Raw genomic sequence first — 18,863 nt, 5'->3', positions numbered from 1 at the left:
GGGTCACGACGCGGCACGGGCACCGAGGGCTTGCGTGGTCGCCGAGTCAGCGGGAAAGAACGCCTCGACTGCCAACCCGGCAACTGTGACGTCCCGTGGCGTACCGAACAGGGTGGTGGTGCTCACGAAGGACAACTCCTGGTCACCGTGCCGGTATCGGAGCGGGATCAGAACGCGTGCGAGGGCATCGCTGGCCGGTGTCGTGTCGACGTCGCCACCGGGATAGCCGCGCAACTCCTCATGGAGGTCGTACAGGACCGGGTCGTTGGTGTTCGACGCCTGCTGGTGCAACCGTTTCAGCAGGTGGGTGCGCCATGCGGGCAGATTGACGATGCGCGGGGCCATGCCGTCGGGGTGCAGGCTGAGGCGCAGCACGTTGATTGGTGCCGCGAGCAGGTGGGGTTGCGCGTCCGCTGTGAACAGTGCGACCGCAGGGTTGGCCTCGATGAGGTGCCAGTGCTTGTCGACGAGGAGCGCGGGGTACGGGCGGTGCGCGTCGAGGATCTGCCGCACGGCAGCACGCACCGGCGCCAACTCGGGGTCTCCCAGTTCGTGGCGGGGAAACACTGGCGCATAGCCGCCGGCCAGCAGCGTCGTGTTGCGCTCGGCCAGCGGCATCTCCAGGTGCTCGGCCAGCCGCAGGATGAGGTCCGGGCTCGGCCGGGATCGGCCGGTCTCGACGAAGCTCAGATGCCGGGCCGACACTCCCACCTCGATCGACAGTTCGAGCTGGCTCATTCCGCGATTCCGGCGCCAGTGGCGCAGCAACTCTCCCACTGGTCGCCCCGGCCGGGTCGAGATCGTCACTCACCGACCCTAGTTCCGCGCCGGCACCCCGGCCATTACCCGCGAGGTAATCGACAACCCACCGCGCCGCCGGGAAGATCGCTCCTGGCACTGCCGATCCGGGGCGGCGACGCCGCAGCCCACGCCGCTCGCCACCACTGCCGCCTCAGGTGATCGCACCACCAACGCGAAGGACAGACAAATCATGACCGCGTACGCGCTGGCGCACCTCCGCAAGGCACCCGTCCATGCCGAGGTGCTGACGTACCTGGAGCGCATCGACGCCACCCTCGTGCCGTTCTCGGGCCGGTTCATCGTCCACGGCGGTGTCATCGACGTCCTGGAGGGCGACTGGCCCGGCGACGTGATCATTATCGAGTTCCCCGACCTGAACCGGGCCCGCTCCTGGTACCGGTCGAGCGACTACCAGGAGATCAAGCCGTTGCGGACGAGACACCTCACCGGCGACGTGATTCTCGTCGATGGCGTCGGGGCCGGCCACGACTCGTCGCAGCTGGCCGCGACCATCCGCCGCCCCGCCTCGTCGACGCACCGGCACCGTCCCCAAGAACCGCATGGCTCGCCGCCCGCCTGACATCCAACACCGGCCCCCGGCCGTAGTCTCATCGGATGCAGGACATCCAGACGCACACCCTGGTCATCCCCGGCGTCGACCTGGTCTACGACGTCCGCGGCCCGCTCCCTCCCGCCGGCGCCCACCGTGCGCTGCTCATGATCGGCCAGCCGATGACGGCGGAGGGCTTCTCCGCAATCGCCCCGCACTTCACGGACCGCACGGTCCTCACCTACGACCCGCGTGGCCTGGGCCGCAGCGTGCGCACTGACGGCCGGTCCGACAACACGCCGCAGCAGCAGGCCGCCGATCTGCACGCGCTCGTCGAGGCGCTCGACATCGGCCCGGTCGACGTGTTCGCCAGCAGCGGCGGAGCCGTGACCGCGCTCGAACTGGTCGCCACCCACCCCCACGACGTCGCCACCCTGGTGGCGCACGAACCGCCGATCAACGCGGTGCTTCCCGACGCCACGGCCGCCGAGCGCGCCCGAGCCGACTTCTACGAGGCGTACCAGGCGAAGGGTTCAGGTGCGGGGATGGCCGCGTTCATCGCGATGACCTCCTGGCAGGGTGAGTTCACCGATGCCTACTTCGCCCAGCCCACGCCCGACCCGGCGATGTTCGGCATGGCCTCCGACGACGACGGCAAACGCGACGACCCGCTCCTGTCGCGGAGTTCGTGGGCGATCACCGACTACCACCCCGACGCGAAGGTCCTCACCGCCGCGCCCACCCGCATCGTGGTCGCGGTCGGCGAGGAGTCGGCCGGAACGTACACCGCCCGCACCTCCCTGGGCCTCGCGGCGCTGCTCGGCGAGGAGGCTGTGGTGTTCCCCAGCCACCATGGTGGGTTCCTCGACGGCGAGTTCGGTTGGGCGGGTAAGCCCGAGGAGTTCGCCGCGCGGCTGCGGGAGGTGCTGGACACCGCCTGACGCCCGCGCCGGCCCGGCAACCGCGCGTCCGGCATCCTCGCGTTCCGGCGCACGCGGCCACTGTCGGTCCCGGGTGGCCGACCGGCCGTACCGTGGAGGCGGAGACGACGATCCGCCGTCGTCGATGAGATGCCACCCACGGCGATCGAGGAGAACGAGATGCTTGGTCTGGCGACCGTCGGCGCAGTAGTGGGCGTACTGCTCGTCGGTCTCGTGGTGCTGATCCGTAAGCCGGCCGACGCCCGGTCGGTGCTCAGATGGTCGGCCCTGGCGATCACCGTGCTGGTGGCCGCCCTGTTGACCCCCTTCACTGTGGACGACTCGGGCGCCGCGGCCAGTTATCTGCTCGGTGTACCCGTCGTCGCGGCGATGGTGCCCGTTCTCGCCCAGCGGGTCGGCCGGCCGGCAGTGGTCGCCGATCTGGCGGCCGCGCTCGTCCTCATCGGATGGGGCCTCCTGCTCGGGCTGGGCATCGGTGGCGCGTTCGTACCAGCGGCGGTGCTCCTGATCGCCAGTGCCGCGGGCACCTGGGCGCCGCGACCGTCCACCACGGCGTGACGGGGTAGCCCGTGGTCAGCCGTCCGGGGTGAACAGCCCCTGGATTCCGACGACGATCGCGATGAGGCCGAAGATCGCGAGCAACAGCCGGATACCGGTGGCGCCGTCCGACTGCTCGTCGCGCGGCGTCGACCGCCCGGTCAGCCGACCCCACAGCAGGGCCAGCCCCACTCCGATCCCCACCACCTCGAAGTGGAACACCCGGGGCCCGGACACCAGGTGGACGATGAGGTAGTAGCCGCCGGTCACCAGCGCCACGAGACCGACCACCCACGCGATCGGGGCGGCCCGAGCGGCGAGGCGGCCCAGGTCGTCGCCGACCCGTGGCAGGAGCCGCAGCACCGCCACGGCGAGCAGGAAGCCACCGACGATGTTGGCGAGGTCGAGCAGCAGAGCCATAATCACGAGAAGTCTCCGATGATCGGGTGATCAGCCGGTGGGAGCGTACCCACGGAGGTGGTCTGTTGAAACGAGCCGGACGCCGGGCCACGTCCGCCAGCCCCGGCAACCCATGCCGGCCTCAGCCGACGGCGCTGGCCATCCGGCGTACCGCCTCGGTGATGAGCTCCGGTGCGGTGGCCAGGTTCAGTCTCACGTGCCCGCCGCCGCCGCTGCCGAACGCCAGCCCGGGGTTGAGCGCCACCCGGCCGCGTTCGAGGAACACGGCGGCCGGGTCGTCGCCGAGGCCCAGGGCGCGGCAGTCGAGCCAGGCCAGGTAGGTGGCCTGGCCGGGTCGGTAGCGGATGGCCGGCAGGTGCTCGGCGAGCAGTGCGGCAAGCAGCCGACGGTTGTCGTCCAGGCCGCTCAACAGGGCGTCGAGCCACTCGCCGCCGTCGCGGAACGCGGCGGTGTGGGCGATCACGCCGAGGTGGCTGGTGCTGATGCTGACCCCGATCGGGACGCGAGCGAGGTCCCCGGCCGCGGCCGGGCCGGCGACGAGGAGCCCACCGCGAAGGCCGGCCAGGTTCCATCCCTTGGAGGCGGACATCAGCGACAGGCCGTTCTCCGCGCCGGGCACCGAGAGGTACGGCACGAACCGCGCTTCCCCGGCCATCACCGGGGCGTGGATCTCGTCGGCCACCACCCGTACCCCGTGCCGCTCGGCCAGGGCGGCGACGGCGGTCAACTCATCCGCGCTGTGCACGACGCCGGTCGGGTTGTGCGGGCTGCACAGCAGGTACGCCGCCGGTCGTCCACCAGCTCGGGCCCGGCGGAACACATCGTCGAGAGTGCCGAGGTCGATGCGCAGGTCGTCGCCGAGTGGCGCCTCGACGATCCGGCGGTCGGCGTGTGCCACCGACTCGTAGAACGGCGGGTAGACCGGGCAGTTGACGATCACCGCGTCGCCCGGCCCGGTGACCAGGCGCAGCGCCTCGACGACACCGTGCATGACGTCGGGCACCAGCGCGGTGCGTTCCACGGCCAGCCCGTCCCAACCCCACCGCCGCGCGGCGAACTCGGCCACCGCCTGCGGGTACGCGGTGCCGGCGGGGTAGCCGGTGTCTCCGCGCGCGACGGCGTCGGTGATCGCCCGCGCGACCGGCTCGGCCAGGGGCACGTCCATCTCGGCCACCCAGAGCGGCAGCACGTCGTCGGGGTACTCCCGCCACTTGAGGCTCGTCCGCCGCCGGAGCTGGTCGATCGTGAGCTGGCGGAGGGGGTTGTTCGCGGTCCGGGCACCACTGAGCAGGCCAGTCATGACCCGAGCCTATTGCCCGCGTCCGGCCGACGCTCCGAGAAGCACCGCCAATCTGTCCACTGTGGTCGTACCGCAAGGATTTTCGAACGGTTCTACGCATTGAGCAGCGTCTTTGCGTGTGGCACGCGGCCCGTTCCGGGATGAGCGCCGAAAGAATGCTGCGGGTCGCTCGTTCATAACTTAGGCTCCCGAATGCCCACACCGACGGCCCGCCCTCACGCCGTGCCAGCCACCGATCTCGCACGCCGGCCATCGCCACCCTCGACGCCGATTGGAGTATTCGATGACCTGGCGTCCACCAATTGCCGCACTGGCCGGCCTGTGCCTCGCGGTCACCGCCACCACACTGCCCGCCGCTGCTGCCACGAATGCCGAGCGGGTGAGCGCTCACGCCGCGCTCGCCGGTCCGCCCGGCGCACCGCCCGGGGTCTGCCCGACCGGGGCCAGTTACGGCTCACCGCTGCCGGCCAGCACCCTGACGGCCCCACGGATCCGGGGCGGGTTCACCTTCCTCGAAGGGCCGGTCTGGGTCGCCGACGGCGGCTACCTGCTGTTTTCCGACATGGCCGGCGGCACCGGTCCGTACAACGTCCAACCGTCGACGATCCGCCGCTTCACGCCGCCGGCGACCTTCGACACGTTCATCGCCAACGCCGGCAGCAACGGTCTGGCGCTCAGCGCCGACGCCCAGCAGCTCGTCGCGGCCACCCACGACCAGCGCAGCGTTTCCGCGTACCGGCTGAGCGACCGGGCCCGCAGCACTGTCGCCGCGAACTACCAGGGCCGGGCGTTCAATTCGCCCAACGACGTCACGGTCCGCTCCGACGGCGTCGTCTACTTCACCGACCCGAACTTCCAGCGTGGCAACCGCCCGGACCAGATGAGCGGCCGTACCAGCGTCTTCCGCGTCGCCAACGGGCAGGTGTCGCTCGTCGACGACCGGTTGCGCCAACCCAACGGCATCTCGCTGTCGCCGGACGGAACCGCGCTGTACGTGGGCGCCTACTCCGAGAACAAGATCTACAAGTACGCGGTCCAGCCCGACGGCAGCATCGGCGCCCGCAGCGTCTTCGTGAACTACATCGGCGGCCCGGACGGCGGCACTATCGACTGCGCCGGCAACGTGTACTGGACCTCGGGTGGAGACTCCCTGGTCCACGTCTACTCCCCCGCCGGCACCCAGCTCGGCACGATCCGGCCCGGCAACTCCGGCACCACGAACGTGGCGTTCGGTGGCCCCGACCGGCAGACCCTCTACATCACGTCGGGCCCGTGGGGCGACTCCGGGCTGTACAGCGTGCGGCTCAACATCCCCGGCTACCCGTACTGAGCGGGGCTGGCTGGCGCGCCACTGCCGTCGTAGCTCGACGTGGGTGGCGCGCTAGCCGGCCGTGGCGGCGACGAACACCACCGCCCCGGCCACCACGAGCGCGGCGGCCAGGAAGGTCTGCCGGCGGGCCCGGCGCAACGTCTCCCGGACCTGCCAGGCGTGCGCGGTGGCGAGCAGCCAGCGCAGGTACGGGTCGGTCCGGGCGATGTTGCGTCGCGCGGTGGCGAGCCCTGCCCGGAGGGCGGCCCGCTCCTCCGGCAGGGCGGTCGGCAGACGGCCGGTGATCTCCGCGGCGATCCGGCGGTGCCGCAACAGGCCGTCGACGTCGCAGGCGTACCCGCCGAAGTGGTACCAGGGCTCGGCCTCCAGCCGTTCGCGCAGGCCACGCAGCTCCGGCCCGGTCAGTGACGCCGGCGTCGTCATCGGCGGAACGAGCACCTCGCTGGTCCGCCAGATCGCCCAGGCCACGCCGAGCAGCGTCACCAGCAGCCCGCCGCCGGCCCACGCCGCGTGCACCCAGTCGGTGACAGTGCCGGCGGCGATCAACGGGCCACCGCCGAGCAGCAGAGCACCCACCGCGCCGGCCGAGGAGATGATCCACCGTGCCGCCGCCCGGCTGTCCGCTACCGAGTCCAACGGGGACGGCAGCGCGGCCAGCCCGACGCCGCTCGTCGGCGACTCCCCGCTCATCGGGGTCCGTCGTCGCGAAACACGACGCCCAGCGGGCCGTTCGCGTCGTCGGGCAGATCGGTGTACGGCACCCAGCGCTGACCGTCGAAGAACTCCAGCTCGCCGCTGTCGTTGATCCGCACGGCGTTGACCTGCGTGAGCTCCTCAGGATCGTCAGCCATGGATACAGTATCGGTCAGTCCGGCAATCCGCCCCGGCGTCGGGTCGTCCGCCGGGCAACCGCAGGGGGCCCCGGTGATCCGGTTGACAGTCAGTGCGACCGACCTGGTCCTGACGGTTCGGGGCGAGCGGTCCCGACACCCGGTGGGCCCGGCTGACCAACGCACCGCCGAACTGCTCTGGCGGCTGCGCGGCACCCCGACGGTGGACCTGTCGTACGAGGTGGGTGTCGCGCTCGGCCACCGTTTCCTCGACGCCCCCGGCGCTGTCCTGCGCACGGAGCTGGCCCGGCCCGGTCGGCACCGGCTCGGCATCGAGGTCATCGACCCGGCCCTGGCCGACCTGCCGTGGGAGACCCTGGTGCTGCCCGGCGAGGAGCTGCCGCTGGCGCTGCACCCGGACGTCGACGTCTGCCGAGCCGGCCCGGACACCCCGGTACCCGCGGTTCGGGTCGACGGCCCCTTGCGGATGCTCGCGGCGATCGCCAGCCCGGACGACTCCCACCAGCCGCTACTGGACCACGAGAGGGAACTCGGGCGGATCCTCGGCGCCGTGGAACCTGGGCACCGGCATGGGGTACGGGTCCGCGTCCTCGAGTGGGGCAGCGCCGCCGCGATCCGGGCCGCCCTCGTCGAGGAGCCGTTCCACGTCCTGCACGTCTCCAGTCACGCGCGCCCCGGCGCGCTGCTGCTGGAGACCCCCACCGGCACGGAGGATCGCGTGGACGCCGCGCGGTTCCTGGCCGAGGTGCTGCCGCCGGGCCGGACCGTGCCGCTGATCGTGCTCGCCGGCTGTTCCACCGCCCGCCAGGACCAACGGGAGCTGCCCGGGCTGGCCGGCGCGCTGCTGGCCCACGGTGCGCCGGCGGTGCTGGCGATGAACGGGACGGTAAGCGACTGGTACACCATCGAGTTCTGCGCCCGGCTCTACGAGCGGTTGGCATCCCGGAGCGAGCCGGAGCTGCTGGCGGAGGTTTCCGCCGTCCGCCGCGAGTTGGCCCCGACCGCCGCCCAGTGGTGGATGCCGACGCTGTTCCTGGCCGATCACGGGCTGCGGCTGGCCGGCGGACGAGATGCCGCGGCCGTCGCCGCCCCGCCCGGCCAGTCGCACGTCGGGGACGGCGTGGTGCGCGCCCCCACTGACTTCGTGGGCCGCCGGGAGATCCTGCGCCGGCTGTCCCGGGGAAAGCTGCGGGTCCTCGTCCACGGCATCGGCGGGATCGGCAAGACGAGTCTCGCCGCGGAACTCGCGCAGCGGTTCCGCGGCGCTGGCGGCATCGTGGTGGCGGCCCACGGCGACGCCACTGTCGACGGCATCCTCGACGAGCTGCGCCGCCAGGTGGAGCGTCGATGCGCCGGGGCGGGCCCGGACGATCCGCTGCGGCGCTGCCTGGTCGCCCTCGCCGAGCCGGGTCGGGACTGGCGGCGACGGCTGGCGGCCATCGACACCGGTGGCCCGCCGCTGCTGGTTGTCCTCGACAACGCGGAAGACGCCCTGGACGCCGAGCACCGGTTGGTCGACGCGGACCTGGCCGCGTTCCTCACCGACTGGGCGGCCCGCCACGAGTTGGTGGTGACCAGCCGGCACCCGTTCCCGGTGGCCGGGCTCGAAACCTGCCACCTCGGTCCACTCTCCTGGCAGGAGACCCGCAAGCTGCTCTGGCGGCTGCCCGGCGTCGGCAAACTGACGCCCGGGGAACAGCAGCGGATGTGGCACCGGCTGGGTGGTCACCCGCGTGCGCTGGAATACCTCGACGGCCTGCTGCGCGGCAACGCCCCCTCCGACGAGGTGGCCAGCCGACTGACGGCGTCCGGCGGTGGCCGGGGCACCGGTCCGACAGAGATCGACCAGCCGATGGCCGAGGCCGGCGCGTTGGCCGCCGAGGACGTGCTGCTGCCTCGACTGCTCGCCGGCCTGGAGACCGTTCCGGCGGCCCGCCGGTTGCTGCTCGGCGCGGCGGTGTACCGCACCCCGGTGGACCGGTCCGGCCTCGCCTGGCAGCTCGCCGACACGGCGGACGGCAGCGACCCGCCGCCGGAGCCGGCAGGGCTGGACGAGGCGGTCGAGACGCTGTCACAGCTGGGGCTGCTCGCCCCGGTGACCGGGGGTCACCTGGTGCACAGGTGGACGGCGGCGAGCCTGCTGCGGATCGCCGGCCGCGACGCGGTGGTCGACGCGCATCGCCGAGCGGGCCGTTACTGGGGCTGGCGGACCCGGTCGAGCACCGACCAGCACGACTTCATCCGCCGTGCCGTCGAGGCGCGGTTCCACCACCTGGCGGCCGGTGACACCGACGAGGTCGTCTCCTACTCCGAGTTGGCCTGCCAGGAGTTGCGCGCGGCCGGGCACTGGGCCTGGGAGGAGAAGATCTGGCGGGAGCTGCTGCCGATGGCGAGGCCGGGCTCGGCGCGCGCGGCGAGCTTCCTCAAAGGGCTCGGTGACGTGCACCTCGGCCGCGGCGAGTACCCGCAGGCGACGGAGCGGTACCAGGCGGCGCTGGCTGTCTACCGGGACCTCGGCAACGACACCGGGGTCGGCAAGCTCCTGCACCAGCTGGGCCTGGTCGCCGACGACCGGGGCGACCGGGCCACTGCGGACCGGCTGTTCCAGGAGGCGTTGACGATTCTGAGCCGGCTCGCCGACCGCGGTGCGGTCGCCCGGACTCTGCACCAGCTCGCCGGAATCGCCCGCGGCAACGGCGACGTGGAACTGGCCATGTCGCGCTATCTGGAAGAGCTGGCGATCGCCCGGGAGATCGACGACCTGGACGGGATCGCGGCGAGCCACCACCAGATCGGCGTACTCGCCTTCGACGCCCGAGACTTCGTGAAGGCGGAGCAGTGCGTCCAGGTGGCGATCACCACCTACGGACGGTTGGGCGCCCGGGTCCAACAGGGCAGCGGGCTGGTGATGCTCGGGCGGATCGCCCTCGCCCAGTTCGCCTACGAGACCGCTGAGGCGCGGGTCCGCGCCGCCCTGAAGATCTTCGAGGAGGTCGGCAGCAACGGACACATCGCCGAGTGCACGTTGCTGCTTGGTCACCTTGCCCGCGACCTCGACGACCTCGTATTCGCCGAGAGCTGCTTCGCCCGCGCCCGGACGATCGTCGCGGCCCTGGGCGAGGAGCGGCTGCTGCGCCGCTGCGACGAACTGCTCGGCACCGTCCGAACCGTCCTCGGTCGGGCTGCCGAGGCGGTGCCGCACACAGTGAGCGCGATCGGCGACGACGACCAGCCGCCGGACCAGTCGGCCCTGGAGTGGCTGGCCGTGCAACGCCTGGAACTGGGCGCGTCGGCCTTCGCCGAGCTGCTGGCCCAGCACCTCGACCGGCGGCAGGCGGCGCAGCGATCCCAGTGGGTGGAGGCGTACCTGCGGTTCCGGTTCGACGGGTCCCACCCGACCCCGCTGGGCAGCGGGTACGTCCTGCTCGCCATCGCCGCCGCCCGGGCGGGCGAGTACGGTACCGCCCGGATGTGCCTGCTGCGGGCGTTGCCGATCTGTGCTGCGGCCGGCTACCGGGCGGGGGTCGCCAAGTGCCACGAGGACCTCGGTCTGGTGGCCCTGGAGACCCGCCGGCTGGCCGAGGCCCGGTCTCGCTACGAGCAGGCGCTCGAGGTCTACCGCGTGCTGCGCCACGAGACGAATCAGGCCATCGTCCTGCACCAGCTCGGCCGGGTCTGCGAGGAGCAGGAGGATCTCGCCGGCGCGGACGGGTTCTACCGACGCTCCATCGCGATCAAGAAGCGGCTGGGGAACCGCTCGGGCGTCTCCAACAGCACGTTCCACCTCGGCCGGGTCGCTGGCCTCCGCGGCGACCGGGCCCTCGCCGAGCGCTGCTACCAGACCTGCCTGCGGATCGACCGCGAGCAGGGCAACTGGGAGGAGGTGGCGCTGGACCAGGTGGCGCTCGGGCAGCTGCGCGTCGAGCAGGGCCACCCGGCGGAGGGCATCCCACTGATCGTCGAGGCACTGATCATCGACCGGCAGATCGGGTCGACCAACGCGGCGCTCGACCTCAACGCGCTGCGCGAACTGAGGGCCGGGCTCGGCGACGAGGCGTTCACGGCCATCCTCACCGACGCCTTCGGCCCGGCCCACGCTGTCGAGGTGCTTGACCTGATCGCGGTGCTACCGACCGCTGACGAGCCGGCCTGACTCCACGGTGGACCCGCCTCCGACGTCCCCTGCCACGGACGGCCGGCTCAGACGGTCCCGCCGACCCGATGCAGGGTGACGACGTTTCCGGGCGCCGCGGTGGCCAGGGTGTCGCCGTTACAGCTGTAGGCCGCGGGCAGGGCGTAGTCGTCGACGTTGTCGGTGCCCAGCGTGATGGTGCCGCGCCGCGCGCCGCCGACGCTGCCGGTGACGGTGGCCGAGACGCTGTCGGCGGTGAAGGTGAGCCGGCCGGTGGTCGCTGTGTAACGCCACTGGATGAGGCCGGTGCTGGTATAGGCGATGTGTTCCTGCGGCGCCGTCTCGGACCGGGCGGTGTGGTCGCCGAGATGCAGCGTCGCGACGCCCTGTCGGCCGAACGACCAGACCGCGCCGGAGCTGGCGAAGACCGCCACGTCGGTGGTGCTGATCGGCTGTAGCTGCCGCCTGGACCGCTCCACCCAGTAGCCCGGAAGGCATCGATCGGTGACGGTGGGCGTCGCGCCGTCGGCTGCCGCCGGAAGGATCAGGACCCTCAGCCGGGGTAGCTCGGTCGCGGCGAAGACGGTGCCGACGAGCAGCACGGCCAGCACCGGCGCGAGCCTGCGAGCCCGCGCCCGCCCGCTACCCGGCCCGTCGGCAGGCGACGCAACGTCGTTCGCCGACGGTCGTCGGGGCCGCCGTGCCCGCCGCACCGCTCCGGCCCCGGCGGCGAGCAGCGCGACAGGCACCGCCACGATCCCGGCCCAGGCCAGCACGGTGTCCAGGTACAGGGTGTGGTCCGTGACGGGGGCGCCGCTCACGTGGCACGTCAGTCCATCGGCATAGATGTCCAGGCAACGGGCCCCGGTCTTGAGCAGGTACAGACCGGGTGCGGCGGTGGTCACCGTGACGAACGCGGCAAGCGCGACGAGCGCGGGCCGCATCCGTTCGCTGCGGAAGGCCACCGTCGCGGTCGCCAGCAGCACCGCGACGACGGTGACCAGCCCGTAGCTGTAGATCAGGACGAGGGTGAACGGGGCTGCCCCGCCGAGGTGGTAGCCCTCGGTGGGATGCCGGACGGCCTCGGGCAGCGACCACTGGGCGGCGAACGGCAGCGCCACGGCGACCAGCAGTGCTCCCGCTCCCGCGACGACTCCGGTGACAAGGGTGGGGCGCAGCAGTGCGAGGGTGCCCCGTGCGGCAAGCAGTGGCGCACACGCGAGGGTGACGAGGGTGAGACCGAGGGGCAGGTTGCTGAGGGTGACCACGGGCAGGTAGGTCGTCGCGACCACCCGGGCCAGGTCGCGATACCAGGCGATCTCCGCCCCGTAGGTGGGCGGTGGTCCGAGCCGAATGGCTGTCAACTGCGCGCTGCCTACCAGCCAGAAGAAGAGGAACACCGCGCCGATCAGGACGAACAGCACGGTCAGGGCGGGGGTGAACCGGGTGGCCCGGTCCGGCCGCCAGGATGCCCGGTGGGCCGACGTGAACCAGAGGTGCAACACACAGGCACCCAGGCACAGCAGGGCTGCGGTGGCAAGGGACCCGGCCCCGCCGACCATTGTCGGCCCGCCGGTGAAGGCGGACAGCGCGGAGACCGCGGAGCCGGCGCTCACGCCGAGCCCGAGCAGGGCCGGCACGCCCCAGCCGTGACCTCTGGTGGGACTCGCTGGGTATGCCCGCGCAACGGCCCGCCGCGTGCAGGCCGCGAGGAACAGGGCCAGGACGGCGGCCACCAGCGCGCACACGAGCACGGAACCCGGAGTCGCGCCCACCGCGACGGGCACGGAGTAGAGAAGATTGCTGAGCGCGACACCGACGCCAAGCCCGAAGACCAGGACGTCGGTGGCGCCGGTCCGCAACAACCGCAGTGGATCGACGACGGTAGCCCGCCGCAGACCCGGGGCGGGGTGTGTGTCGTACCAGAGGAACCGCTGTCGGGGCCGGCTCGGCAGCACGTCGATCGCCGCCAGCACCGCCGAACGGCTCCCCGCCGCGGCGGCAGCCACGTCGGCGTAGTGCTCCCGGGTACGCAACACCGAGTTACGGGCCAGGTAGACCATCGCGGTCAGCAGGGCGATGGAGGCGAGCACCGCTGCCAACTGCCACCCGTTGTTGAGCCGCACGCCGCCCCCCGTCACCGGCAGCGCGGCCGCGAGCAGGGACAGCAGCAGGGCTGGCACTGCCGTTCCGACGAAGACCCACCACACGGCGATGGTCAGGTAGGTGATGCCGACGTCACGGTTACGCAGGTGCGCCAGTTCGTGCAGGACGACGGCGCGGAAGCGCGGCCGGTCGGTCGTCAGGAGCAGCCGCAGCCCGACGTCGAGCCGAACACGAGGGCTCCATGGCAGGCCGTACGCCTGACCGCTCTGCCCGTACGAGTAGGGGGCCAGCAGCCACAGTGGTTCTCGCCGCAGCGGGAACCGGTCGAGGAGGTCGGTCAGTTCGGCCCACAGCACCGGGTCGGCGTCCGCGTCGAGCCGCTCCAGCCGACCCCGGCGCCGTACCCACCAGGGGTGCAGCCCGTAGACCGTCAGGGCGAGCCCGACCTGTGCCGCGAGCGCCCAGCCCACCCAGGTCCTCTGGGCCACCGTGGCGGGCGCGATGCACTGCGCGAACGCCTGGGTGCCCCGAAGGGCAGCGGTGGCCAGCCCGACGACCTCGCCGATCGGTTCCGTGCCCTGCTGTTGGTCGTCGGCGGGCGTCGCCGCTGCCCAGCCTGCCGGGTCGTGGAGGACCGGCTCGCACTGCTGGAACACGGTGCGGTGGGATTGAAGGTGCGGTGGGATCGCCAGGTAGACGATCGCGAGAATGACGGCGCTTGTCGCCAGTGCAGCGGTGGTGAGCAGCAGGAATCGTAGATGCGTACCGGACGGCGCGGCGAGGACGCGTTCGGAGTCGTCGTGACGGGGCTGCGGCGGATCGAGGACGGTGGTCACGACTGCGGGGCCTCACCGAGCCTGCCCCGGCCCACTACCGCGTCCGCCAGCAGAGCTGCCCGGCTGGAGGGGATCCTGCCGGGGCCGGTCAGCACCTGCGTGACGAGCTGATGCACGTGATTCCACTGCTCGACCGTCAGGGCCAGCGGACTCGACGCGCTCGGCTGTTCCGTGTGCGGTGATGCCGACTGGTCGCCGAACACCTGCCGCGCCGCCTCACCCGACCAGTTGATTCCTCGCCGAGTGGCATCCTCGACCAGGTACGCCCACACCACAGTGGCGGTTTCGAGCATGATGGGTGTCAGCAGCAGCACCACCTCGGTGGGCCCGAACTCCAACGGGCCACCCGAGCGCAGACCGGCGAGTGCCCGGCGCCGGTCCCGGAAATAGGCGGCCGCCAACATCGGGAACAACGCCCTTTCGGCGTCGACCGAGGGCTCGACCACCATTGCGCGGTCCACCATCAGCCGGGCGAGATCGGTCACGGCCTGTTCGTCCTCGGCAGATCGCACCGGCGCCTCATCTCGTCCGAGCGTCACGACATCGGCGTCACGCCATTCGCCCCTGCCAGCCACGGTAGCGATTGTCGGGCCGCAACCCGAGGCTCAGGATTGTCACATTGCTGGCTCTTCCGCATGGTCGGCAATTCACCTGAATGATTGATTCTCACTGTTCGCGCCTCGGGCCGCGCGTGCCACCATTGGATCGCCGTAGACTCGGTGGATGGCGAACCACCCGTCGCGCCGGTGTCGGTAGACCGGTGAGAGCGTCGAGCGCAGGCACTGTGCTGTTCGATCTCGACGGTGTGCTGCTGCGCGGGGACGCCTTCGGGCTGTTCCTGCGACGCACTGCCTTCGTGGGTGCCCGGTTGCCGCTCGCCGTCGTCCTGCTCGTACTCCTCGCGCCCATCGCCACCGTTCCCCCCTTGCGGCCGTGGGCGGCGCGGTGGGTGAGCCGGATCGGCCTGGTGGGGCGCGACGCGGACGAGTTGCGAACGGAGCTGGAACGCTTCGGCGCTGCCCTCGGCGCGGAGCGCGGACGCGTCATCGGGCCCGGGGTGCGGATGATCCGTACCCACCTCGCCGCGGGCGACCGGGTCATCGTGGTGACCGCGTGCGAGCACACCCTGGCACGCTCGGTGCTCGACGCGATCGGTCTCGCCGGGGTCGAGCTGGTGGCCTCGCGCATTCACGGGTCGAGGCTGATCGTGCACAACCACGGGGCGACCAAGGTGGTGCAGCTCGCCGCCCAGGGGGTGACTCCACCGTGGCGGGTGGCCTACAGCGACTCGCTGTCGGATCTGCCCATCCTCCGCGCCGCCGAGCAGCCAGTGCTGGTCAACGCGAACGCGCGGCGGGTCGGCCGAGCGCGGCGGCTGCTCGGCGCCCGGCTGACCACAGTCACCTGGACGGGTGGGCACGGCCCGGCGGAACGATCCGACACCTGAGGGTGAGGTCCGGCGCCACTGCCGCCGGGCCGCTCCGGCAGAACATGCTCCTCTGCCAGAGGGGCCCGGCGACCCCCCACCAACAAGTGGCGGTCGGGTAGGGGCGGTCTGCCGCCACCGACCCGACGCGCGAGCCATGCCGCGGGAGGGGCCCCCGTTCTGCTCCTGGTGGAGCGGACCCCTCCCACCGATGACTCCCCCCGGTTCGGCCGGGCCACACGCGCACCCGGCGCGCAACGGGTGTTGAGCCGATCCGGTTGGCGCTCAACGCACGTTGCTCCAAACAGGAGCGAGCATACGCTCACGTTCCGTACACGTGTCAACATCTGTTTTGCCATACCAGGCATCTGCGACACTGTCGTTTAGGCAGCTGGAAGGTGAAGAATGATGGTTGGCGATCGGCACGCAGAGCAGAAGCTGCCGCCCCTCGACACGTTGGCCGCCAGGTTGGAATACCTCTTCGACCAGATCCGCCCGACCGCCGACGAGCTGACCGACTCCGACGAGTCCGGTCGCAGGTACACGAACAGGGAGATCGCCGAAAAGATCAACCAGGTGGCCGCCGAGACGGGTGTCACGATCAGCGCCGCCTACATCGGGGAGTTGCGCCGCGGCGTGGCCAGCGATCCCCGCACCTCACACGTGCGCGCCCTGGCCTCGGCCTTCGGGGTCAACTCGGGCTACTTCGTCGACGACGCGGCGGCACGACGAATAGAGGACCAGCTCGCACTGCTCAACGAGCTGCGCCGGATGGATGTCAAGCAGGTGGCACTGCGCCAGGTACTTGTCGACAACGGGCTCTCCGCGACGGACACGCAGCTCGTCGAGCAGATGGTGGCCCGACTGCGTGCCGTGGCGGCCGGCCCGACCAGGTCCACGCCCGGCGATCGCGGGTGACGATGCAGATCCTTCGGTGGCAGGACACCGACGAGCGGGGGAACGCTGACGTGAAGTTGCACCGACTACGCAGGCGCTGCGAGCGGATCGTCGCCGAGCTCGAGGTGCCCGAGCCCTTCGACCTCCGCAAGCTGTGCGATGTCCTCGCCGAACGGCGTGGTCGGCCCATCCACCTGGTGCCGATCACACTGCCGGCACACACTGTGTGCGGGATGTGCGTGCCGACCGGCGACTTCGACGCCATCTTCTTCGAGCAGGACACCTCGCCGCTGCACCAGATGCTGATCATCGGCCACGAGTTGGGTCATCTGCTCGCCGGCCACCAGGCAACCGAGGTGCTGGACGCGGACGCCTCCCGCCTGCTGCTGCCCGACCTCGACCCGCAACTGGTCCAACGCAGTCTCGGTCGCAGCAACTACGCCGCAGCCGAGGAACGCGAGGCCGAGATGATCGGTTCCCTGCTCCTGCGGCGGGTCCGCGGCAACCGCAGTGACGTGCACGACGCGCCGTTGTCCGGCCAGGACGTCGAGCTGTACGGCCGGCTGCGGCACTCGCTCGAACACCCGAACTGGTAACGCCGGGATGGAGACCGTCCTCTATGCAGTGTGCGCGGTGGCCGGCTGGGCCGCGCTCGGCTACATGGTGCGGCTCCAGCGCCGGCACCCGAGCCGCGCCCGCCGAGCCATCTGCTTCGGGCTCGGGGCGTTCGCCGCCGGGATCACCGTCGCCATTCCGCCCGTGGCGACGGCGATCGACCAGGTGTCGGGGCTGCCGAACCTGGCCAAGGTGCTGGCGCACGCCGGCGCGCTCACCATCTCGGCGAACGCCGAGATCATGCTCCTGCACTTCGCGCTTCCCCCGGCGACCGCCACCGCCCGGTCCCGCAAGTGGATCTGGGTCACGGCGTGCGCGTTCCTCGTCATGCTCGGCCTGTTCGCGTACACCCTCACCTACGACCATCCGGTACTCCTGACCGTCGAGTACGCCACCGACCCCGTGGTGACCGCCTACCTGCTGATCTTCCTGCTGCTCGGCTTCTTCGCCTACTGCCTCGACATCACACGGCTGTGCTGGAGCTTCGCGAGAATCTGTGGGCGACCCTGGCTACGCCGTGGCCTGCGCATCACCGCTGTCGGGGCCGCCGTCGCGCTGCTCTACAGCACCAACAAGATCGGGTATCTCGTCGCCTACTGGGCCGGCTACCAACCGGCCGGCGAGCGACAGATCGCCGCGGTCCTGGTGACGATCGGCGCTCTGCTCATCACGATCGGCCTCACCATGCCGGCCTGGGGCCCGACCCTGCGCCTCAGCCGGCGATGGGAGGACTACCACTCCTACCGGCGACTCGAACCCCTCTGGCGCGACCTCGTCACGGCCTTCCCCGCACTCGAACTCGATCCCACCCTGCGCCGACGCCTGGCCGCCGTCCGCGACACCGACTACGCGCTGACCCGCCGGGTGGCCGAGATCCGCGACGGCCGACTGGCGCTCCGCCCGTACCTGGAGATGCGGGTGGCGGCGACGGCCGCGCAGATCGCCGAACAGGCCGGACTGGCCGCGGAGGAACGACAGGCGACCGTCGAGGCCGCCGTCCTGGCCTGCGCTCTGCGTCGCCACGGCGCCGGTCTGGTGGCCACCGTCCCGCAACCCGCCGACCAGTTGCACCGCCCGGACGGCGGCTATGCCGGTGAGGTCGCCTGGCTGACGCTTGTCACCGACGTCTACGCCGGCTCGCCGGTGGTGGCGCAGACCCTCGCCGCGACCCGGGAGCCCGCCGCCCCGGCCACCATCCCGCATCCCACAGTTGGAGACGTCCGCCGATGAGAGGCCGCTACGACAACCTGGCCCGCACCCGCGCTCTCGACCCGGAGCACGACTACCTGGCCATCTACCAGACGATGCTGCGCTACGAGTTTCCGTGGGACCTGAAGCTCGGGCTCAACCTCGCCTTCAACAGGTCCTTCTCCGTCCCCGCCATCGCCGCCGTGCACACCGCCACCGGCGAGCTGACCGAACGCACCCAGCGGCGGATCGACGACACCGGGCTGCTGATGTACGAGATGGTGCTCAACGGCTTCGACGACCCCCGGGGCCGCGACGCGCTGCGGCGCGTCAACCACCTCCACCGTCCGTACGACATCGGCAACGACGACTTCCGCTACGTTCTCGGCTGCCTGGTCGTGATTCCCACCCGGTGGTTGCAGGAGTACGGCTGGCGCCCACCCTGCTGCCACGAACGTCAGGCCACGTACCTGTTCTACCGGGAGTTGGGCCGACGGATGGGCATCACCGACATCCCCGGGTCGTACGACGAGTTCGAGGCCTGGTTCGACGCGCACGACGCGGCTCACCTCCAGCCCAACGACGACGCGGCGGCGATCGAACGCGCCACCCGCACGCTGATGCTCACCCGCATCCCGCGGATGCTCGCGCCGTTGGGAAACGCGTTGGTCAGCGCCATGTACGACGCGCCGCTGCGGCGCGCGACGCGGGTCGACACACCGGCCTGGCCGGTCCGGGCGGGGTTGCACCTGGCCCTGCGGACGCGCTCGCGGTGGCAACGGTGGTGCGGTGCGCCACGAACGACGGCGTTGTTCGCCGACGGGATCAGGGCCAGAAGCTACCCCGACGGGTACGAGATCAGCCAGCTCGGCCCGCGCCACGAGTAGCACGACGCGGGCCGGTCCGCCGACGTCCGCAGGGGACGACGGCGGA

17 protein-coding genes are annotated in these 18,863 nt (G+C 71.5%); 10 read left to right on the top strand and 7 right to left on the bottom strand.

All coding sequences use genetic code 11. The features are described 5' to 3' along the window. Nucleotides 1-3: 3 nt before the first annotated feature. Entirely contained in the window at nt 4-807 is an 804-nt protein-coding gene (locus ABZ406_RS23230) for a helix-turn-helix transcriptional regulator (RefSeq protein WP_357765218.1), read from the bottom strand. 184 nt (nt 808-991) lie between these two features. Here ABZ406_RS23230 and ABZ406_RS23225 point away from each other — a divergent pair, with 184 nt between their 5' ends. The 3 genes from ABZ406_RS23225 (at nt 992) to ABZ406_RS23215 (ending at nt 2,850) form a co-directional block, all read left to right on the top strand. Then, nucleotides 992-1,381 carry a DUF1330 domain-containing protein gene (locus ABZ406_RS23225; protein ID WP_357765215.1) on the top strand — a complete coding sequence of 130 codons (390 nt, stop codon included), beginning with the start codon at nt 992-994 and terminating at the stop codon, nt 1,379-1,381. A 35-nt stretch (nt 1,382-1,416) separates the two neighbouring features. Next, the gene (locus tag ABZ406_RS23220; protein WP_357765212.1) at nt 1,417-2,292 is read left to right on the top strand and encodes an alpha/beta hydrolase; all 876 of its coding nucleotides are present in this window, start codon (nt 1,417-1,419) and stop codon (nt 2,290-2,292) included. A 129-nt stretch (nt 2,293-2,421) separates the two neighbouring features. Continuing rightward, nucleotides 2,422-2,850, top strand: coding sequence for a hypothetical protein (locus ABZ406_RS23215; RefSeq protein WP_357765209.1), 429 nt, complete (start codon nt 2,422-2,424; stop codon nt 2,848-2,850). A 15-nt stretch (nt 2,851-2,865) separates the two neighbouring features. On the opposite strand, the gene ABZ406_RS23210 is transcribed toward ABZ406_RS23215, so the two are convergent. Beyond that, nucleotides 2,866-3,249, bottom strand: coding sequence for a hypothetical protein (locus tag ABZ406_RS23210; RefSeq protein ID WP_357765283.1), 384 nt, complete (start codon nt 3,247-3,249; stop codon nt 2,866-2,868). A gap of 121 nt (nt 3,250-3,370) precedes the next feature. Continuing rightward, nucleotides 3,371-4,549, bottom strand: coding sequence for an aminotransferase class I/II-fold pyridoxal phosphate-dependent enzyme (locus ABZ406_RS23205; protein WP_357765206.1), 1,179 nt, complete (start codon nt 4,547-4,549; stop codon nt 3,371-3,373). A gap of 283 nt (nt 4,550-4,832) precedes the next feature. On the opposite strand from ABZ406_RS23205, the gene ABZ406_RS23200 reads away from it, so the two are divergent. Beyond that, entirely contained in the window at nt 4,833-5,879 is a 1,047-nt protein-coding gene (locus ABZ406_RS23200; RefSeq protein ID WP_357765204.1) for an SMP-30/gluconolactonase/LRE family protein, read from the top strand. A gap of 51 nt (nt 5,880-5,930) precedes the next feature. On the opposite strand, the gene ABZ406_RS23195 is transcribed toward ABZ406_RS23200, so the two are convergent. Further along, nucleotides 5,931-6,569: a hypothetical protein gene (locus ABZ406_RS23195; protein WP_357765201.1), complete on the bottom strand. Its 639-nt coding sequence runs from the start codon at nt 6,567-6,569 to the stop codon at nt 5,931-5,933. Further along, a complete protein-coding gene (locus ABZ406_RS23190; protein WP_357765199.1) occupies nt 6,566-6,730 on the bottom strand; it encodes a hypothetical protein in 165 nt (54 codons plus the stop codon). Before ABZ406_RS23190 ends, ABZ406_RS23195 begins: the two co-directional genes overlap by 4 nt. A 73-nt stretch (nt 6,731-6,803) precedes the next feature. Between ABZ406_RS23190 and ABZ406_RS23185 the strand changes: the two genes are divergently transcribed. After that, nucleotides 6,804-10,883 carry a tetratricopeptide repeat protein gene (locus ABZ406_RS23185; RefSeq protein ID WP_357765196.1) on the top strand — a complete coding sequence of 1,360 codons (4,080 nt, stop codon included), beginning with the start codon at nt 6,804-6,806 and terminating at the stop codon, nt 10,881-10,883. A gap of 47 nt (nt 10,884-10,930) precedes the next feature. Here the strand turns inward: ABZ406_RS23185 and ABZ406_RS23180 are convergent, their stop codons facing one another. Then, nucleotides 10,931-13,804, bottom strand: a complete 2,874-nt coding sequence (locus ABZ406_RS23180) for a M48 family metalloprotease (RefSeq protein ID WP_357765194.1) — start codon at nt 13,802-13,804, stop codon at nt 10,931-10,933. Further along, nucleotides 13,801-14,316, bottom strand: a complete 516-nt coding sequence (locus ABZ406_RS23175; protein WP_357765191.1) for a hypothetical protein — start codon at nt 14,314-14,316, stop codon at nt 13,801-13,803. Before ABZ406_RS23175 ends, ABZ406_RS23180 begins: the two co-directional genes overlap by 4 nt. Before the next feature lie 272 nt (nt 14,317-14,588). On the opposite strand from ABZ406_RS23175, the gene ABZ406_RS23170 reads away from it, so the two are divergent. The 5 genes from ABZ406_RS23170 to ABZ406_RS23150 all read left to right on the top strand — a co-directional run bounded on the left by ABZ406_RS23170 (nt 14,589) and on the right by ABZ406_RS23150 (nt 18,817). Further along, nucleotides 14,589-15,251, top strand: a complete 663-nt coding sequence (locus ABZ406_RS23170; protein WP_357765188.1) for a haloacid dehalogenase-like hydrolase — start codon at nt 14,589-14,591, stop codon at nt 15,249-15,251. Nucleotides 15,252-15,638: 387 nt separating this feature from the next. Beyond that, the gene (locus ABZ406_RS23165) at nt 15,639-16,148 is read left to right on the top strand and encodes a hypothetical protein (RefSeq protein WP_357765185.1); all 510 of its coding nucleotides are present in this window, start codon (nt 15,639-15,641) and stop codon (nt 16,146-16,148) included. 2 nt (nt 16,149-16,150) lie between these two features. Continuing rightward, nucleotides 16,151-16,723: a hypothetical protein gene (locus ABZ406_RS23160; RefSeq protein ID WP_357765280.1), complete on the top strand. Its 573-nt coding sequence runs from the start codon at nt 16,151-16,153 to the stop codon at nt 16,721-16,723. A gap of 7 nt (nt 16,724-16,730) precedes the next feature. Continuing rightward, on the top strand, nt 16,731-17,972 hold the full coding sequence (locus tag ABZ406_RS23155; protein WP_357765183.1) for an MAB_1171c family putative transporter: 1,242 nt from the start codon (nt 16,731-16,733) through the stop codon (nt 17,970-17,972). Further along, entirely contained in the window at nt 17,969-18,817 is an 849-nt protein-coding gene (locus ABZ406_RS23150; RefSeq protein ID WP_357765180.1) for an oxygenase MpaB family protein, read from the top strand. Before ABZ406_RS23155 ends, ABZ406_RS23150 begins: the two co-directional genes overlap by 4 nt. Nucleotides 18,818-18,863: the final 46 nt, after the last annotated feature.

Origin of the sequence: Micromonospora sp. NPDC005710 (assembly GCF_040630995.1) — a bacterium.
In the GTDB taxonomy this organism is placed as follows: domain Bacteria; phylum Actinomycetota; class Actinomycetes; order Mycobacteriales; family Micromonosporaceae; genus Micromonospora.
This window is presented reverse-complemented; position numbering and strand designations above follow the sequence as displayed.

Excerpts from the sequence above, each read along its gene's own strand:
- ABZ406_RS23225 (WP_357765215.1), top strand. The coding sequence starts at position 992 with ATGACCGCGTACGCGCTGGCGCACCTCCGCAAGGCACCCGTCCATGCC.
- ABZ406_RS23220 (WP_357765212.1), top strand. The coding sequence starts at position 1,417 with ATGCAGGACATCCAGACGCACACCCTGGTCATCCCCGGCGTCGACCTG.
- ABZ406_RS23215 (WP_357765209.1), top strand. The coding sequence starts at position 2,422 with ATGCCACCCACGGCGATCGAGGAGAACGAGATGCTTGGTCTGGCGACC.
- ABZ406_RS23210 (WP_357765283.1), bottom strand. The coding sequence starts at position 3,249 with ATGGCTCTGCTGCTCGACCTCGCCAACATCGTCGGTGGCTTCCTGCTC.
- ABZ406_RS23205 (WP_357765206.1), bottom strand. The coding sequence starts at position 4,549 with ATGACTGGCCTGCTCAGTGGTGCCCGGACCGCGAACAACCCCCTCCGC.
- ABZ406_RS23200 (WP_357765204.1), top strand. The coding sequence starts at position 4,833 with ATGACCTGGCGTCCACCAATTGCCGCACTGGCCGGCCTGTGCCTCGCG.
- ABZ406_RS23195 (WP_357765201.1), bottom strand. The coding sequence starts at position 6,569 with ATGAGCGGGGAGTCGCCGACGAGCGGCGTCGGGCTGGCCGCGCTGCCG.
- ABZ406_RS23190 (WP_357765199.1), bottom strand. The coding sequence starts at position 6,730 with ATGGCTGACGATCCTGAGGAGCTCACGCAGGTCAACGCCGTGCGGATC.
- ABZ406_RS23165 (WP_357765185.1), top strand. The coding sequence starts at position 15,639 with ATGGTTGGCGATCGGCACGCAGAGCAGAAGCTGCCGCCCCTCGACACG.
- ABZ406_RS23160 (WP_357765280.1), top strand. The coding sequence starts at position 16,151 with ATGCAGATCCTTCGGTGGCAGGACACCGACGAGCGGGGGAACGCTGAC.
- ABZ406_RS23155 (WP_357765183.1), top strand. The coding sequence starts at position 16,731 with ATGGAGACCGTCCTCTATGCAGTGTGCGCGGTGGCCGGCTGGGCCGCG.
- ABZ406_RS23150 (WP_357765180.1), top strand. The coding sequence starts at position 17,969 with ATGAGAGGCCGCTACGACAACCTGGCCCGCACCCGCGCTCTCGACCCG.